Origin of the sequence: Ectothiorhodospira lacustris (genome assembly GCF_022227785.1) — a bacterium.
Taxonomy (GTDB): Bacteria; Pseudomonadota; Gammaproteobacteria; order Ectothiorhodospirales; family Ectothiorhodospiraceae; genus Ectothiorhodospira; species Ectothiorhodospira lacustris.
In genome coordinates, this window is record NZ_JAJNQM010000035.1 from 18,691 (window position 1) to 33,474 (window position 14,784).

17 protein-coding genes are annotated in these 14,784 nt (G+C 63.5%); 10 read left to right on the forward strand and 7 right to left on the reverse strand.

Going from position 1 to position 14,784, the window contains the following annotated elements:
- Window positions 1–29: 29 nt before the first annotated feature.
- The gene (locus LQ952_RS08440; RefSeq protein ID WP_238622221.1) at window positions 30–404 is read left to right on the forward strand and encodes a thioredoxin family protein; all 375 of its coding nucleotides are present in this window, start codon (window positions 30–32) and stop codon (window positions 402–404) included.
- A 35-nt stretch (window positions 405–439) separates the two neighbouring features.
- Here LQ952_RS08440 and LQ952_RS08445 read toward each other — a convergent pair whose 3' ends face one another.
- The 4 genes from LQ952_RS08445 to thiD all read right to left on the reverse strand — a co-directional run bounded on the left by LQ952_RS08445 (window position 440) and on the right by thiD (window position 4,173).
- Window positions 440–1,228, reverse strand: a complete 789-nt coding sequence (locus LQ952_RS08445) for a sulfite exporter TauE/SafE family protein (RefSeq protein WP_238622222.1) — start codon at window positions 1,226–1,228, stop codon at window positions 440–442.
- A 91-nt stretch (window positions 1,229–1,319) separates the two neighbouring features.
- Window positions 1,320–2,603 carry a glutamate-1-semialdehyde 2,1-aminomutase gene (gene hemL / locus LQ952_RS08450; protein ID WP_238622223.1) on the reverse strand — a complete coding sequence of 428 codons (1,284 nt, stop codon included), beginning with the start codon at window positions 2,601–2,603 and terminating at the stop codon, window positions 1,320–1,322.
- Window positions 2,604–2,717: 114 nt separating this feature from the next.
- Window positions 2,718–3,356: a thiamine phosphate synthase gene (gene thiE / locus LQ952_RS08455; protein WP_238622224.1), complete on the reverse strand. Its 639-nt coding sequence runs from the start codon at window positions 3,354–3,356 to the stop codon at window positions 2,718–2,720.
- Window positions 3,334–4,173, reverse strand: coding sequence for a bifunctional hydroxymethylpyrimidine kinase/phosphomethylpyrimidine kinase (thiD, locus tag LQ952_RS08460; protein WP_238622225.1), 840 nt, complete (start codon window positions 4,171–4,173; stop codon window positions 3,334–3,336). Before thiD ends, thiE begins: the two co-directional genes overlap by 23 nt.
- Window positions 4,174–4,259: 86 nt before the next feature.
- Here thiD and LQ952_RS08465 point away from each other — a divergent pair, with 86 nt between their 5' ends.
- Entirely contained in the window at window positions 4,260–4,424 is a 165-nt protein-coding gene (locus tag LQ952_RS08465; protein WP_238622226.1) for a rubredoxin, read from the forward strand.
- Window positions 4,425–4,492: 68 nt separating this feature from the next.
- Here the strand turns inward: LQ952_RS08465 and LQ952_RS08470 are convergent, their stop codons facing one another.
- Entirely contained in the window at window positions 4,493–5,149 is a 657-nt protein-coding gene (locus LQ952_RS08470) for a histidinol-phosphatase (RefSeq protein ID WP_238622227.1), read from the reverse strand.
- Between the two features lie 160 nt (window positions 5,150–5,309).
- Here LQ952_RS08470 and LQ952_RS08475 point away from each other — a divergent pair, with 160 nt between their 5' ends.
- Both LQ952_RS08475 and ptsP read left to right on the forward strand, forming a co-directional pair.
- Complete coding sequence (locus LQ952_RS08475) at window positions 5,310–5,834, forward strand: RNA pyrophosphohydrolase (RefSeq protein WP_238622228.1); 525 nt, start codon at window positions 5,310–5,312, stop codon at window positions 5,832–5,834.
- Between the two features lie 47 nt (window positions 5,835–5,881).
- The gene (gene ptsP, locus LQ952_RS08480) at window positions 5,882–8,149 is read left to right on the forward strand and encodes a phosphoenolpyruvate--protein phosphotransferase (protein ID WP_238622229.1); all 2,268 of its coding nucleotides are present in this window, start codon (window positions 5,882–5,884) and stop codon (window positions 8,147–8,149) included.
- Window positions 8,150–8,182: 33 nt separating this feature from the next.
- Here ptsP and LQ952_RS08485 read toward each other — a convergent pair whose 3' ends face one another.
- The gene (locus LQ952_RS08485; protein WP_238622230.1) at window positions 8,183–8,686 is read right to left on the reverse strand and encodes a peroxiredoxin family protein; all 504 of its coding nucleotides are present in this window, start codon (window positions 8,684–8,686) and stop codon (window positions 8,183–8,185) included.
- A gap of 168 nt (window positions 8,687–8,854) precedes the next feature.
- On the opposite strand from LQ952_RS08485, the gene argC reads away from it, so the two are divergent.
- The 5 genes from argC (at window position 8,855) to LQ952_RS08510 (ending at window position 12,249) form a co-directional block, all read left to right on the forward strand.
- Window positions 8,855–9,886 carry an N-acetyl-gamma-glutamyl-phosphate reductase gene (gene argC, locus LQ952_RS08490; protein ID WP_238622231.1) on the forward strand — a complete coding sequence of 344 codons (1,032 nt, stop codon included), beginning with the start codon at window positions 8,855–8,857 and terminating at the stop codon, window positions 9,884–9,886.
- Between the two features lie 4 nt (window positions 9,887–9,890).
- Entirely contained in the window at window positions 9,891–10,643 is a 753-nt protein-coding gene (locus LQ952_RS08495) for a DUF6776 family protein (RefSeq protein ID WP_238622232.1), read from the forward strand.
- Window positions 10,643–11,131, forward strand: coding sequence for a bactofilin family protein (locus tag LQ952_RS08500; RefSeq protein ID WP_238622233.1), 489 nt, complete (start codon window positions 10,643–10,645; stop codon window positions 11,129–11,131). Before LQ952_RS08495 ends, LQ952_RS08500 begins: the two co-directional genes overlap by 1 nt.
- 79 nt (window positions 11,132–11,210) lie before the next feature.
- Window positions 11,211–11,573, forward strand: a complete 363-nt coding sequence (gene erpA / locus LQ952_RS08505) for an iron-sulfur cluster insertion protein ErpA (protein WP_238622234.1) — start codon at window positions 11,211–11,213, stop codon at window positions 11,571–11,573.
- Between the two features lie 13 nt (window positions 11,574–11,586).
- Complete coding sequence (locus LQ952_RS08510) at window positions 11,587–12,249, forward strand: tetratricopeptide repeat protein (protein ID WP_238622235.1); 663 nt, start codon at window positions 11,587–11,589, stop codon at window positions 12,247–12,249.
- A 27-nt stretch (window positions 12,250–12,276) separates the two neighbouring features.
- Here LQ952_RS08510 and LQ952_RS08515 read toward each other — a convergent pair whose 3' ends face one another.
- Window positions 12,277–13,389 carry an anhydro-N-acetylmuramic acid kinase gene (locus LQ952_RS08515; RefSeq protein WP_238622236.1) on the reverse strand — a complete coding sequence of 371 codons (1,113 nt, stop codon included), beginning with the start codon at window positions 13,387–13,389 and terminating at the stop codon, window positions 12,277–12,279.
- A 129-nt stretch (window positions 13,390–13,518) separates the two neighbouring features.
- Here LQ952_RS08515 and tyrS point away from each other — a divergent pair, with 129 nt between their 5' ends.
- Entirely contained in the window at window positions 13,519–14,718 is a 1,200-nt protein-coding gene (tyrS, locus tag LQ952_RS08520) for a tyrosine--tRNA ligase (RefSeq protein WP_238622237.1), read from the forward strand.
- Window positions 14,719–14,784: the final 66 nt, after the last annotated feature.

The following is a 14,784-nucleotide window of genomic DNA, read 5'->3' on the forward strand; positions in this document are numbered from 1 at the left end:
ATCAAACCCTGAAGACACAAGGAGCGGCCATGGCCGTCATCGAGATCACCCAGGATAACCTGGATGCAGCCGTGCAGAACAATGACATCCTGATCCTGGATTTCTGGGCGCCCTGGTGTGCTCCGTGTCGGGCCTTTGCCCCCATTTTCGAGACGGCTTCGGCGTCTCATGAAGGGGTGGTGTTCGGCAAGATCAATACGGAGCAGGAGCAGCCGCTGGCGGCCCTGTTTCAGATTCGGTCCATCCCTACGCTGATGGTTTTCCGTGAACAGGTCATCGTGTTTTCCCAGCCGGGCATGCTGACGGCCTCCCAGCTGGATGAGGTGTTGGGCAAGGTGGCGGAACTGGATATGGACAAGGTGCGAAGCCAGCTGGAATCTCAGTCCCGGGCAGACAAGGCGTAGTGCTTCCTGCGGGCTGTTTTCGGCGGCAGGCCCGCTCAGCCCAGCAGCATGCGCAGGCCCAGCAGGATCAGCAGCACCGCGAAGAAACGCCGCACCAGCGGCACCGGCAGGCGATGGGTCAGCCACGCCCCCCAACGGGCGGTGAAATAGCTGGCTAAAGCGATACCGGCAAAGGCCGGCCAGTACACGTAACCGCTGGAGAAGTCCGGCAGGGCCGGGTTGCCCCAGCCATGGACGAGGAAGCCGGCCGTGCCCGCCAGGGCAATGGGTAGTCCCGCCGCCGCCGCCGTGGCGATGGCCTGGCGCAGGTGCACGTTGAACCACACCAGGAACGGCACTGTCAGGGTGCCGCCACCGATACCGAGCAGGGCGGAAATCCCGCCGATCACGCCACCACCCGTACTCAATACCACTGCACCCGGCAGGGGACGACCCGCCTTGGGCGGCAGGTTGAGCAGTAGATACAGGGCCACCAGGATCTCGAACACACCGAAGACCTGGCGCAACAGCCCCGCACTCATGAATTCGGCCAGGGTGGCGCCCCCGAGCGCCCCCAGGATGATGCCCGGTACCAGCCGTCTGAGGACATCCCAGCGCACGGCTCCGTGACGGTGGTGGGCGCGGGTGGAGGCGATGGCGGTGGGGATGATGGTGGCCAGGGAGGTGCCGATGGCCAGGTGGGTGACAACGCCGGGATCCATCTGCTGCCGGGTGAACAGCCAGACCAGGGCGGGGACGATGATCAGCCCCCCGCCCACGCCCAGCAGGCCGGCAATGACCCCGGTAAAGGCCCCCAGGGCCAGGTAGATGGTGATCTCCCCCATGGCGCAACGCATCTCCGGTACGCGATGAACAAAAAGGGCCGCCCGGTGGGCGGCCCATGCAGAGCTGATAACGGCAAACGCCGTCTTTGAATCAGGCCAGGGCCTTGAAGGCGTCGGCGGCGGCCTTGATGGTGGCCTCCAGATCCTCTGCACTGTGGCTGCTGGACAGGAAGCCCGCCTCGAAGGCGGAGGGGGCCAGGTAGACGCCCCGATCCAGCATCAGGTGGAAGAACTTGCCGAAACGGGCCACGTCGCACTGGTTGACCTGATGGAAGTTGGTCACTTCCGGCTGGTCGGTGAAGAACAGGCCGAACATGCTACCCACCTGATTGGCGGCCATGGGAATGCCGGCCTTTTTCGCCTCGCCCAGGATGCCGGAGACCAGGGTCCCGGTCTTGGCGGTGAGGTCCTCATGGAAGCCCGGGGTGGAGAGGATCTCCAGAGTCTTCAGGCCCGCGGTCATGGCGATGGGGTTACCGGACAGGGTACCCGCCTGATAGACCGGACCCAGGGGGGAGAGGTATTCCATCACCTGACGACGGCCACCGAAGGCGCCTACCGGCATGCCGCCGCCGATGACCTTGCCCAGGGTGGTGAGGTCGGGCTTGATGCCGTAATAGGCCTGAGCACAGCCTAGGGCGACGCGGAAACCGGTCATGACTTCATCGAAGATCAGCAGGGCGCCGTATTCGTCGCAGACACTGCGCAGACCTTCCAGGAAGCCGGGGGCCGGGGGGATGCAATTCATGTTGCCCGCCACCGGCTCGACGATGATGCAGGCGATCTCGTTGCCCACCTGGGAGAAGACATCCTTGACCTGCTCCAGGTCGTTGTAGCTGACGGTCAGCGTGTGTTCCGCCAGGGAAACCGGTACGCCGGGGGAATTGGGCTCACCCAGGGTGAGTGCGCCGGAACCGGCCTTCACCAGCAGGGAGTCACCATGGCCGTGGTAGCAGCCCTCGAACTTGAGGATCTTGTCGCGACCGGTGAAGCCACGGGCCAGACGGATGGCGCTCATGGTGGCCTCGGTGCCGGAGCTGGTCATGCGCACCATTTCCATGGAGGGCACCAGTTCGCAGACCCGATCGGCCAGTTGGATCTCCAGTTCGGTGGGGGCACCGAAGGACAGGCCATTGAGGGCCGCCTCGCGCACGGCGGCGATGACTTCCGGGTGGGCGTGGCCGGCGATCATCGGACCCCAGGAGCCCACGTAGTCGATGTAGCGCTTGCCGTCCGCATCGTACATGTAGGCGCCCTGGGCGCGTTCGATGAAGATCGGATCGCCGCCCACGCCCTTGAAGGCGCGGACCGGAGAGTTCACGCCACCGGGGATGTGCTTCTGGGCTGCCTGGAAGAGATCATGGGATTTTGTCATGAGGTGATCTTTCGCTGTGTTGGCTGGTGAATGGGGGCTGTCGCAAATAAAGCCCTACAAGATACTCGATACCGCGCGCCGGGCAAAATCAAAGCAGGGCAAACCTTGCCTGGATCAAAAACGGGCGCTCAAGCGGGCTGCGGCGGCCCGGATATCCTTGGCGCCGAACACGCCCTGCACCACGGCCAGCATCCCGGCACCAGCCTGTATGACCGCGTCGGCATTGTCCTCGGTGATGCCGCCGATGGCCGTGATGGGCAGGGCGAGGGTCCGGCGGGCTTCCCGGATGAGGCTCAAAGGCGCGTGGACGGTCTCCGGCTTGGTGCCGGAGGGGAACACGGCGCCGAAGGCCACGTAGTCCGCTCCTGCCGCCGCCGCCCGGCAGGCCAGTTCCAGTCGGTTGTAGCAGGAGACGCCGACGATCCGTTCGGGGCCGACCAGGGCGCGTGCTTCGGCAATGCCGCCATCATCACTGCCGATGTGGACACCATCCGCCGCCACCCGCGAGGCCAGTGCGGCATCGTCATTGACGATGAACAGGGCCTGATGGCGACGGCACAGCCGGCGCAGTGCCGTCGCCTCGGCGAGGCGACGGTCATGGTCACGGCTCTTGTCCCGGTACTGGAGGATACGTGCGCCGCCGGCCAGGGCTGCTTCCGCCTGTCGCAGCAGGGCCTCGCCGCCATCCTGGGGGGTGATCACATAGAGTCCCCGCAGTGGCCGAACATGCCTAGAAATGGGCGGTATCGTCATGTTCCGGCTCTTCATCCTCGGATTCGTCACTGGCCCAGAACAAGCGGTTGGGGATGAGCTGGCCCATGCCCAGCCGGTGGGCCCGGTCCAGGGTGTGCCAGGTGTAGGTGAGGGCCTCATGCACGGCGGAAGCCGGGTCGATGCCTTGGGCCAGTAGTGCGGCGATCGCCGCCGAGAGGGTGCAGCCGGAGCCGTGATACTCTCCAGCCAGACGGTCCGCCGGATAGGTTTCCAGGCGACGGTGGTTGCCGTAAAGCACATTCTGCACCCGTGGCGTGTTTTCATGGGTGCCGGTGATGAGCACATACTCACAGCCCTGATCCAGCAGGAACATGGCACAGGCATCCAGGGTGTCGCAGCCCTGGGCCAGTACCCGGGCTTCCAGGGTGTTGGGGGTGAGCAGGGTGGTGAAGGGCAGCAGCAGGTTGTTGAGGGCGTCCACCATCTCTTCCGTGGCAAGGGCGGTGCCGGCCCCCGAGGCCAGTACCGGATCCAGGACCACCGGCAGGTCCGGGTAGTCGGTGAGCAGGGTATGGATGGCCTGCGCAGCCTCGATGGAGCCGATCATGCCGATCTTGATCGCGGCTACCGGCATGTCTTCCAGCACGGCCCGCGCCTGCTGGACGATGAGTTCTGCCTCCAGGGGCGCGATGCCGATCACGTCGGCGGTGTCCTGCACCGTGACGGTGGTGATCACGGACACAGGATGACAGCCCATGCTGAGGATGGCTTCGATGTCGGCCTGAATGCCGGCGCCTCCGGTGGGGTCGTGCCCCGCCAGGGTCATGACGACAGGAACCGATGGAGTGGCGGTCATGATAAGCTCCCAATGGGTAATCCATCAGAGTGTATCACTTGCCCGGGCCAGGCCAGGGGCATCACACCAGCGGAGGTCGGTTTGCCGTGAAGACTTATCAATGCGTGATTTGCGGATTCGTCTATGACGAGGCCAAGGGGTTACCGGACGACGGCATTGCGCCGGAGACGCCCTGGGTAGATGTGCCTGAAGGCTGGGTGTGTCCCGAGTGTGGTGCGGAGAAATCGGATTTTGAGGAAATGGCCGGCTGACTTTCCCCTTCCCTTCATCCCCGGCCCTTCTCCCCCGGGGGAGAAGGGCGCAGGTCGGGTGGGCGGTTTCAGCGAAGGGATATCTGCTGCCAGCCCCGATTCCTGGCCGTGACGGTGAGCTTCTCGTCACCGTCCACCACCACCGGATTGTCGACTCGCTCCAGCAGCGGCAGGTCATTGTGGGAGTCGCTGTAGAACCAGCTCCCTTGCAGTCCCATGCCGGGCCGCTGCGCCAGCCATTGTTCCAGGCGTCTCACCTTGCCGCCCTGGAAGCAGGGTATCCCTTCCAGTTCTCCTGTATAGGCGCCGTCGCGGAATTCCGGTTCCGTAGCCAGCAGATTGTCCACCCCCAGGGCCTCGGCGATGGGCTGGGTGACGAAGCGGTTGGTGGCGGTGATGATCAGCAGGGTGTCACCAGCCTCCCTGTGCCGGTCCAGGACCTCCTCTGCGCGGGGAGCGATCAGGGCGTTGATCCGGGTTTCCATGAATTCCTCGCGCCAGGCCAGCAGGTCCTCCAGGGTATTGGCCGCCAGCGGCGAGAAGGAGAAACGGCAGAATGCCAGGATATCCAGGGTGCCGGCCTTGTAAGCTTCAAGGAACTCCAGGTTGCGGGCCTGATACACATCGGCGTCTACGATCCCCCGATCCACGAGGAAACGCCCCCACTCGTAATCGCTGTCTCCTGCCAGGAGGGTGTTGTCCAGGTCGAACAGGGCAAGGCTCACTGCGTGTCTCCTCTATCATCGCTTGCTTGAATCGTGACATTCTACTCAGCACGGTCGGGTCAAGGCCATCATGCCTGAAGCTTGCCCTGGAGCATTTGCCGATCGGCTCCGCTTGTGAAAAAATGCAATTCACAGACCAGCTTCCAAGTGACCTCGTTAAGTGATTGATTGTGATGGCTATAGGCCCAACGTCGGTATCATCCTGTGCAATCGGGACCGACGCCTGTTCTGGGCCAAGCGCATCGGGCAGCAGGCCTGGCAGTTTCCTCAGGGGGGGATCCGAAGGGATGAGTCGCCGACGGAGGCCATGTACCGCGAACTGGCGGAAGAGACCGGCCTTGAGCCTGCCGATGTGGAAGTCGTCGGCTACACCCAGGACTGGTTGCGCTACCGTCTGCCCAAGCATCTGATCCGGCGTCGGCCGGGGCCTCTGTGCATTGGTCAGAAACAGGTCTGGTTTCTGGTGCGGCTGGTGGGGGATGACGGTCGTGTCCGTCTGGACGCCGCGCCTCATCCGGAGTTTGATGCCTGGCGCTGGGTGGATTACTGGTACCCCATGCGTGAGGTGGTCTTCTTCAAGCGTCACGTGTACCGCCAGGCCCTGCGGGAGCTGGCACCGTTACTGTTTCAGGAGGATGTGCCCTCCTATCCTGCCGAGCGGCGCTACCGCCCCCGCCGGCTCTGAGTCACCCGGGCCGCGGCGGCGGTCCCCTCTACCGGCAACCCTATCCCATGCTCCATGTTCTCAGACGCATCGTTCTGGAGGTAAGCGCCGCCGACAATCTGACGTCGGCCCTGGGCATCATCGTCCGACGCGTCAAGCAGGAACTGGATATCGATGTCTGTTCCGTCTATCTGAGCGAACCCGGGGGGCAGCGGCTGCTGCTGATGGCCTCCGAGGGCCTCAATCCCGATTCCGTCGGTCAGGTGGAAATGTCCGCCGGCGAAGGTTTGGTGGGCCTGGTGGCGGAGCGGGCGGAGCCGGTCAACCTGGAGAACGCCCCCGACCACCCTCGCTTCAAGTATTTCCCCGAAACCGGTGAGGAACGTTATCACGCCTTCCTGGGCGTACCTATCGTGCACAATCGGCGCATGCTTGGGGTGCTGGTGGTGCAGCAACGGGAGCGTCGGCGCTTCGATGATGAGCATGTGGCCTTTCTCATCACTCTGGCGGCTCAGCTGGCCGGTGCCATCAGTCATGCGGAGCTGATCGGCGAGGTGGGGCGGCGGCGGGAGCGCCCGGCCCAGGAAAACCTGCAGATCACCGGCATTCCCGGTGCCGCCGGCGTAGCGGTGGGCCAGGGGGTAGTGGCCTATGCCCTGGCTGACCTGGATTCCGTGCCCGATCGCGATGCGGAGAATGTCCACGAGGAAGAGCAGATCTTTCGCGAGGCGGTGCGAGCGGTTCAGGATGAGCTCAACGAGATCAAGCGCCGCATGCAGGACATCTTACCGACAGAGGAGCTGTTGCTGTTTGATGCCTACGTGATGATGCTGGGCAGCGATAGCCTGGTGAACGGCACGGTAGAGCGCATCCGGGCGGGAAGCTGGGCGCCTTCCGCCCTGAGGGACACCGTGCGGGAGAGTACCCGGGCCTTTGAAGAAATGGATGATCCTTATCTGAGCGAGCGGGCCACCGATGTGCGGGATATCGCCCGGCGTATCCTCATGCGCCTGCAGTCCCATGTGCGTGGTCCTGAAGATTTCCCCGAACGCACCATCCTGCTGGGGGAGGACGTGACCGCCACCCAGCTGGCCGAGGTGCCGGCGGACCGTCTGGCCGGGGTAGTGTCGTCCAAGGGTACTGGCTCATCCCATGTGGCGATCCTGGCCCGGGCCATGGGGGTCCCGGCCGTGATGGGTGTGTCCGATCTGCCGGTGGGGCGGCTGGAAGGCCGTGAGATCGTGGTGGATGGCTACCGGGGCAGTCTCTACATTCAGCCCAGTCCCGAGTTGTTGGAGCAGTTCAAGCATCTGCAGGAAGAGGAGCAGGAGCTGGCGGACGGCCTGCGGACCCTGGCCCAGGAGCCGGCAATCACCCAGGACGGTTGCGAGGTGCCGGTGTATGCCAATAGCGGCCTGCTGGCGGATATCGCCCCGTCCATTCAGTCGGGTGCCGATGGTATCGGCCTCTATCGCACCGAAGTCCCCTTCATGATCCGGGACCGTTTCCCCGGGGAGGAGGAACAGACGGAGATCTACCGTGAGGTCCTGATGTCATTCAACCCGCGATCGGTAACGCTGCGGACCCTGGACGTGGGCGGGGACAAGGCCTTACCCTATTTCCCGGTGGTGGAAGACAACCCCTTTCTGGGCTGGCGAGGGATCCGCATCACCCTGGACCACCCGGAGATCTTTTTGACTCAGCTACGCGCCATGCTGCGCGCCAGTCAGGGGCTGAGCAATCTCCACATCCTGTTCCCCATGATCAGTTCCCTGGGCGAACTCAAGGATGCCCTGCAATTGTTGCAGCGGGCACGGGACGAGCTGCTGGATGAGCATTATGTGATTCCGGTGCCCCGGGTGGGGGTGATGGTCGAGGTCCCTTCAGCGGTCTATCTGTCGGAGGCCCTGGCGCGCAGGGTGGACTTCCTGTCCGTGGGCACCAATGACCTGGTCCAGTATCTGTTGGCGGTGGATCGCAACAATGCTCGGGTGGCGGATCTGTACAACGCCTTGCACCCGGCGGTACTGCACGCCCTGAGCCATGCCGCCCGGGGCGCTCATCAGGCCGGCAAGCCCATCAGTGTCTGCGGGGAGATGGCCGCTGATCCGGCTTCGGTGATCCTGCTGCTGGGCATGGAGATTGATGCCCTCAGTGTGAACGTGGCCTCCTTGTCGCGGGTGAAGTGGGTGATTCGCAGCTTCTCCCGGGCGCGCGCCCGGGAGCTGCTGACTCAGTGCATGACCATGGAGGAGCCGGCGGCCATCCGTGCCCTGCTCAACAACGCCCTGGTCCAGGCCGGACTGGGTGGATTGGTGCGGGCCGGCAAGACCTGATATTCAGCCCGTCTTACCGCAATCCGCCATCACCTACAGCCACCGGGAGAGGTGGCGTTCCACCTGCTGCCAGTCCATCTCTCCCACCTTTTGGTAGACGATCCGTCCGTTGGGGGCGATCAGGAAGGAGGTGGGGGTCAGGCGCACGTTGCCGAAGGCCTCGGCGACCTCGCCGGTGGTGTCCAGTCCCACGGTGTAGTTGATACTTCTTCTCCGGGCCATCTCCGCCACTTGCTCCGGCGGGTCGTAGGCCATGGCCACGCCGATTACCTTCAGGCCGCGCTCATGGTAGCGATCGTGGATATCCCGTAAATGGGGGATTTCCTGCACGCAGCTGATGCAGGTGGTGGCCCAGAAGGTGAGAAGTACCGGACGGCCTTCCAGTGAGGCCAGGTCCACCTGGGACTGATCCAGGGTTTGTACCGCCACCCTGGGCATGGGGCGCAGGCCTTCCGGGGCCAGCCACAGGGCAAGCAGCCCGCCCAGCAGCACCACCAGGAAGGCACCTATCAGCAGGTCTCTCTTGTTCATTTTCATCAGCCGTGTCCGTGTTGCAAAGGGCAGGGACCGTATCTTAATCGCCCACGGCGCTGCACGGCCATATTCGATCTTAAACCGGTGGTCATGGGCATGTATGATGATCCCCCTGGGCGGGGGTATCATCCCCTGGACCGAGTGTTTCATAGCTGAGCGGGAGATCATGTGGTGATAAGGGCAGGCATTGTCGGGGCCACCGGGTATACGGGTGTTGAATTGTTGCGGCTGTTGCTGGCCCACCCGAAGGTGGAGCCGGCGGTGGTCACCTCCCGCGGCAATGCCGGCGAGCCGCTGGAATCCCTGTTCCCGAACCTGCGGGGGCAGGGGCCGCTGGTGTTTCAGGAACCCGATCCGGGCGCCTTGGGCGAGTGCGATGTGGTTTTCTTTGCCACCCCCCACGGCGTGGCTCATGCCATGGCCGGTGAGCTGCTGGCCCGGGGCACCCGTGTCATCGATCTGTCCGCCGATTTCCGTCTCAAGGACCCGCGGCTGTGGAGCCGGTGGTACGAGCAGCCTCATGGGGCGCCCGAACTGCTGGATGAAGCGGTCTATGGGTTGCCTGAGCTCAACCGTGAGCGAATTCCCCAAGCCCGTCTGATCGCCGTGCCCGGTTGCTATCCCACCGCCGTCACCCTGGGGTTCCTGCCCCTGTTGGAGCAGGGCGTGGTGGACCTCGACCGGTTGGTGGCCGATGCCAAGTCCGGCGTCAGCGGCGCCGGGCGCAAGGCCCAGGTGGGTTCGCTGCTGTGTGAGACTGCCGAGAACTTCAAGGCCTATGCCGTGCTGGGGCACCGGCATTTGCCGGAGATTCTGCAGACTCTGTCCGCGGTGGCCGGGCAACCGCCTGGGCTGACTTTCGTACCCCATCTGGTGCCTATGATCCGCGGCATTCTGGCCACCCTCTATGCCACGCTGACCCATCCCGATGCGGATCTGCAGGCCCTGTATGAACAGCGCTATGCCGACGAACCCTGCGTGGATGTGCTGCCCGCCGGCGGCCACCCGGAGACCCGGAGTGTCCGCGGGACCAATCTGTGCCGTCTGGCGGTGCACCGGCCCGGCGGCGGCGATACGGTTGTTGTGCTTTCCGCCATCGACAATCTGGTCAAGGGTGCCTCCGGGCAGGCGGTGCAGAACATGAATCTGATGTTCGGACTGCCGGAGGCGCTCGGGTTGGAATCCATCGCTGTGCTGCCCTGACAGGATGGTCAGGCGACGGGTTCATGCCGGGTATCACCACGCCGGCCAGTGGCGCCCCTGGCAGCTGTTCCTGGTGGCAGTGACGCTGTTGGGGGGCCTGCTGCTTGCCGGGTGGCAGAGTTATCGGCTGGGCTATGATCACGGCCTTTTGTATGGGCAGGACACTGATCTGCAGATCGCGGAACTGGGCCCCCGTTACAAGGATCTCGAAACCGCCCACCGTCGGCTCAGGCAGCGTCATGCGGCTCTGGAACGAGATCTCATGATCGAACGGGAGGCTTCAGCGCGGGTCCGCTCGTCGATCCATGAAATGGAGCAGCGTATTTACCACCTGACGGAGGAACTGGATTTCTACCGCAACATCATCTCACCCGAAGACCTGGAGCGGGGGTTGCATATCCAGCGGGTGCGGCTGGAACCCGACCCGGAACATCACGGCCATTACTTCTACCAGGTGGTGCTGACCCAGGTGCAGGGCAGTCAGGTGGTGGAGGGTATCCTTCGGTTGGGGCTGGAAGGGCGTAATGCCGGTGAGCAGGTGCGTTATGACCACGCGGCCATTTCCCCGGATCAGGCCCGGGGCCGGGGATTTTCCTTCCGCTATTTTCAGGTGCTCGACGGGCGTCTGGTGCTCCCTGAGCATCTGCTGCCGGAACGGTTGATCATCCAGGCCGAGCCCGGTGGCGGCGGGCTTCGCGCCACGGAGCAGTCCCTGCCGTGGCAATCCCTTTTCAATCTCAGTGGAGGCAGTCCCTGATGTGGTCCCGTCGTAAGAAGCTCAAGGCGGCCCGGGTGGATACCATCGTGGGTCGTAACACGGTCATCACCGGTGACGTGAAATTTTCCGGTGGCCTGCACCTGGAGGGTACGGTCCGAGGCAATCTGCTGGCCGATGATGAGGGGCAGGAGTCCATTCTGGTGCTTAACCAGGGTGCCTTGGTGGAAGGGGATGTCAGGGTCCCTCGGGTGATCATCAATGGTTCCGTGGAAGGGGATGTGCATGCCTCCGTGCATGTGGAACTGGCTCCCCATGCACGGATTCGCGGCAATCTGCATTACACTCTGATCGAGATGGCCGCCGGCGCCGAGGTCAATGGCAGTCTGGTCAGGCGGTCCGATGAGCCCATGCGGCTGGAACATCTGGATGTGCCGGCAGAGAAGTCACGGCACGATGTCGGCAGGAAGGGCATTGATGAGGCCGAACCCAAGACCAGGCTGCCGAGTACCGCAACCAAGGATTCTTGACCATTTCCGTAAGCCAATGATAGCGTAGCGTGATCGCCCACTCCGGGCACGAGACAGCGACCATGGAGAAGCAGACAAAATGAGCGCAACCGAAACCAGCACCGATGCCATGCCCAGCCCGCTGGTGTTCACCGATTCCGCGGCCGCCAAGGTGAAGTCCCTGATTGATGAGGAAAACAATCCTGAGCTGAAGCTGCGCGTCTTTGTCAGCGGCGGCGGTTGTTCCGGGTTTCAGTACGGTTTCACCTTCGATGAAGAAGTCAACGAAGGTGACACCGCGGTGGAGAAGGCGGGGGTGACCCTGCTCATCGACCCGATGAGCTTCCAGTACCTGATGGGGGCCGAGATCGACTACACGGAGAGCCTGGAAGGGGCTCAGTTCGTGATCCGTAACCCCAATGCCACTACGACCTGTGGTTGTGGGTCTTCATTCTCTGTCTGACGGGATTGTCGGCATGAATCTCTCCCGGCTGGTTGCCCTGATCCGTTTCGGTTGGTACCGCATGATGGCCCAATTGGGTCATGACACCGGCCGTTTCAATGTCGGTTACATGTATGCCAGGGGGCAGGGCGTCCGTCAGGATGATGCCGAGGCGATCCGCTGGTACCGGATGGCGGCCGAGAACGGTGATCTGAATGCCCAGGGCAACCTGGCCCTGATGTACGTCCATGGTCGGGGTGTCGACAAGGATGAGGCCCAAGCCATGCACTGGTACCGCCTCGCCGCGGAGCAGGGCAGTACCAGTGCCCAGTGCAACCTGGCCTACCTGTATCTGCACGGCATTGGTGCGGACCAGGACGAGGTTCGGGCCGCCCACTGGTACCGGGTGGCGGCAGATCTGGAAAATCCTTCGGCCCAGTCCAATCTGGGGGTGCTCCACGCCAATGGTCGGGGCGTTTCGCAGGACATGGTCCAGGCCTACATGTGGACGCAACTGGCCGCGTTTCAGGGTTATGCCCAGGCCGAGGAGAATCTCAAGCAGTATGCCGCCGAGATGACACCGGAACAGGTCGACAGGGCTCTCCGGCTGGCCCGGGACTGGGATGCCGAAGCCTCTTCGGCACAGGCCCGATCGATGGTCGCAGATCGGATGGTAGAGCCGGCCCGGGAGGCCTGATCCTCCCGGCGGGATGCCGCCCCCCGGTCACGGGGCATGAATCCCCCCCAGTATCACGGCCCTGGATGCCCCCGTCACCGCGGGCAGATTCCCCGTTCTTCCCTGCATGCGTTCCCTGGCTAGCCAGGCAAAGGCCATGGCCTCCACCCAGTCCGGGTCCAGCCCATGGCGGCTGGACGGCTCCACGATGCAACCCGTCAGCAGTGTTTGTAGGCGAGCCAGCAGGGCGCCGTTGTGTACGCCGCCGCCGCAGACAATCACCCGGTCGGTTCCGGGGGCATGGGTCTCGATGGCCCGCACGACGCTCCCGGCCGTGAATTCCAGCAGAGTGCGTTGCACGTCCACTGCCGACACCCCTGCGCAGGCCGCCAGATGGGCCTGCAGCCAGGCCGGGCTGAAGTATTCCGTTCCCGTGCTTTTGGGCGGCGGCAGGCCCAGATAGGGGTCCGCCATCCAGCGCGTCAGCAGCGCTTCCACCACCTGTCCTGCCATAGCCCAGCGCCCATCCTCATCATGCTGTTCATGGCGATGATGCCGAACCCAATGATCCATCAGTGTATTGGCGGGGCCGGTGTCAAAGCCTTGGGCGGGAGATTGGATCGAGGCCGGGAGGGAGGTGATATTGGCGATTCCGCCCAGGTTCAATATCACGCGGTTTTCCTCCGGATGGCGCAGCATGGCCTGATGAAAGGCCGGCACCAGTGGTGCGCCCTGGCCGCCGGCGGCCATGTCGGCGTTGCGGAAATCCGCCACCACAGTCAGGCCGGTGATCCGGGCGATTCGGGCCGGGCTGCCGATCTGCAAGCTAAAGGAGGGGCGCGCATCCGGACGGTGGCGCACCGTCTGCCCATGGCTGCCGATGGCTGTGATGGTGGCGGCAGGGACCTGCGTTTGTGCCAGCAGGGACAGGGCCGCTTGGGCGAACAGGTCGCCGGTCAGGGCGTCCAGGCGCCCGTACTCATCCAGATCACCCCGCCAGTCCGGTGACGCCAGTCTTCTCAAGTCCTGTCTTAATGAGTCGGGAAATGGGTGCGCGATGGCCCCCAGGCATCGCAGCCCGTCGGCGTCGGATTCCACCAGGGCGGCGTCCACGGCATCCATGCTGGTGCCTGAGATCAGGCCGATGTAGCGTTCGGGCATGCAGGTTCTCGCAAAGGTCGTCAAAGGGTGGGGCCGTGTACCGGGCCGTTTCTTTGGTTATCATCGCCTTCCATCCCGATGTCAAATCGCCGCCCTTCATGCAAGCATCCAAGAGACAAGAGAAAGGAAATGATTGAAGTTTCAGATCAGATTGAGCTTATTCGTCGTGGCTGTCATGAGCTGTTGTTGGAAGATGAGCTGCGGGAGAAGCTCAAGGCCGGACGGCCCCTGAAGATCAAGGCCGGTTTCGATCCCACGGCGCCGGATCTGCACCTAGGGCATACAGTGCTGCTGAACAAGTTGCGCCAGTTCCAGGATCTGGGGCATGAGGCCATCTTTCTGATCGGCGACTTCACCGGCATGATCGGTGACCCCAGCGGCAAGAACAGTACCCGTCCTCCGCTCACTCCGGAGCAGGTGGCCGAGAATGCCCGTACCTATCAGGAGCAGATCTTCAAGATTCTAGATCCGGAACGCACCCGGGTCAGCTTCAATTCCACCTGGATGGGCAAGCTCACGGCTGTCGACATGATCCAGTTGGCGGCTCGCCATACCGTGGCGCGCATGCTGGAACGGGACGATTTCCACAAGCGCTATAGTTCGGGTCAGCCCATTGCCATCCACGAATTCCTTTACCCCCTGATCCAGGGCTATGACTCGGCGCAGCTGCAGTCCGATGTGGAACTGGGGGGAACCGATCAGAAGTTCAATCTTCTCATGGGGCGTGAACTGCAGAAGCAGTACGGGCAATCCCCGCAGGTGGTGCTGACCATGCCCATTCTGGAAGGGATGGATGGCGTGCAGAAGATGTCCAAGTCCCTGGGGAACTACATCGGTATCACCGAGGCACCCGAGGAGATGTTCGGCAAGATCATGTCCGTGTCCGACGCGCTCATGTGGCGTTATTTCGAACTGCTGTCCTTCCGGCCGATGACGGAGATCGAGGGTTTCCGCCGCGCCGTGGCCGAGGGCGCCAATCCCCGTGACATCAAGTTCCTGCTGGGCGAGGAGCTGGTGGGTCGGTTCCATGATGCGGCGGCGGCGGCCCGGGCAAAGCAGGCCTTTATCGAGCGTTTCCAAAAAGGGGCGATGCCTGACGACATCGAGGCCGTTACGGTACAAAGTTCCGAAGGGGCGTTGCCGCTGGCGAACCTGCTCAAGGAAGCCGGCCTGGTGTCCAGTACCTCCGAGGCGATGCGCATGATCCGTCAGGGAGCGGTGCGGATCGACGGTGAGCGTGTGGACGATGCCGGCGTCCAGGTGCAGGCCGGCAGCGAAGCGGTTTACCAGGTGGGCAAGCGACGTTTTGCACGGGTGTCCCTGCGCTGACCTCATTTGGAGGAGGGGGCAATAAAGCCCCTCTCCCCTTGTGGGAGAGGGGCTGAGGTGAGGGGG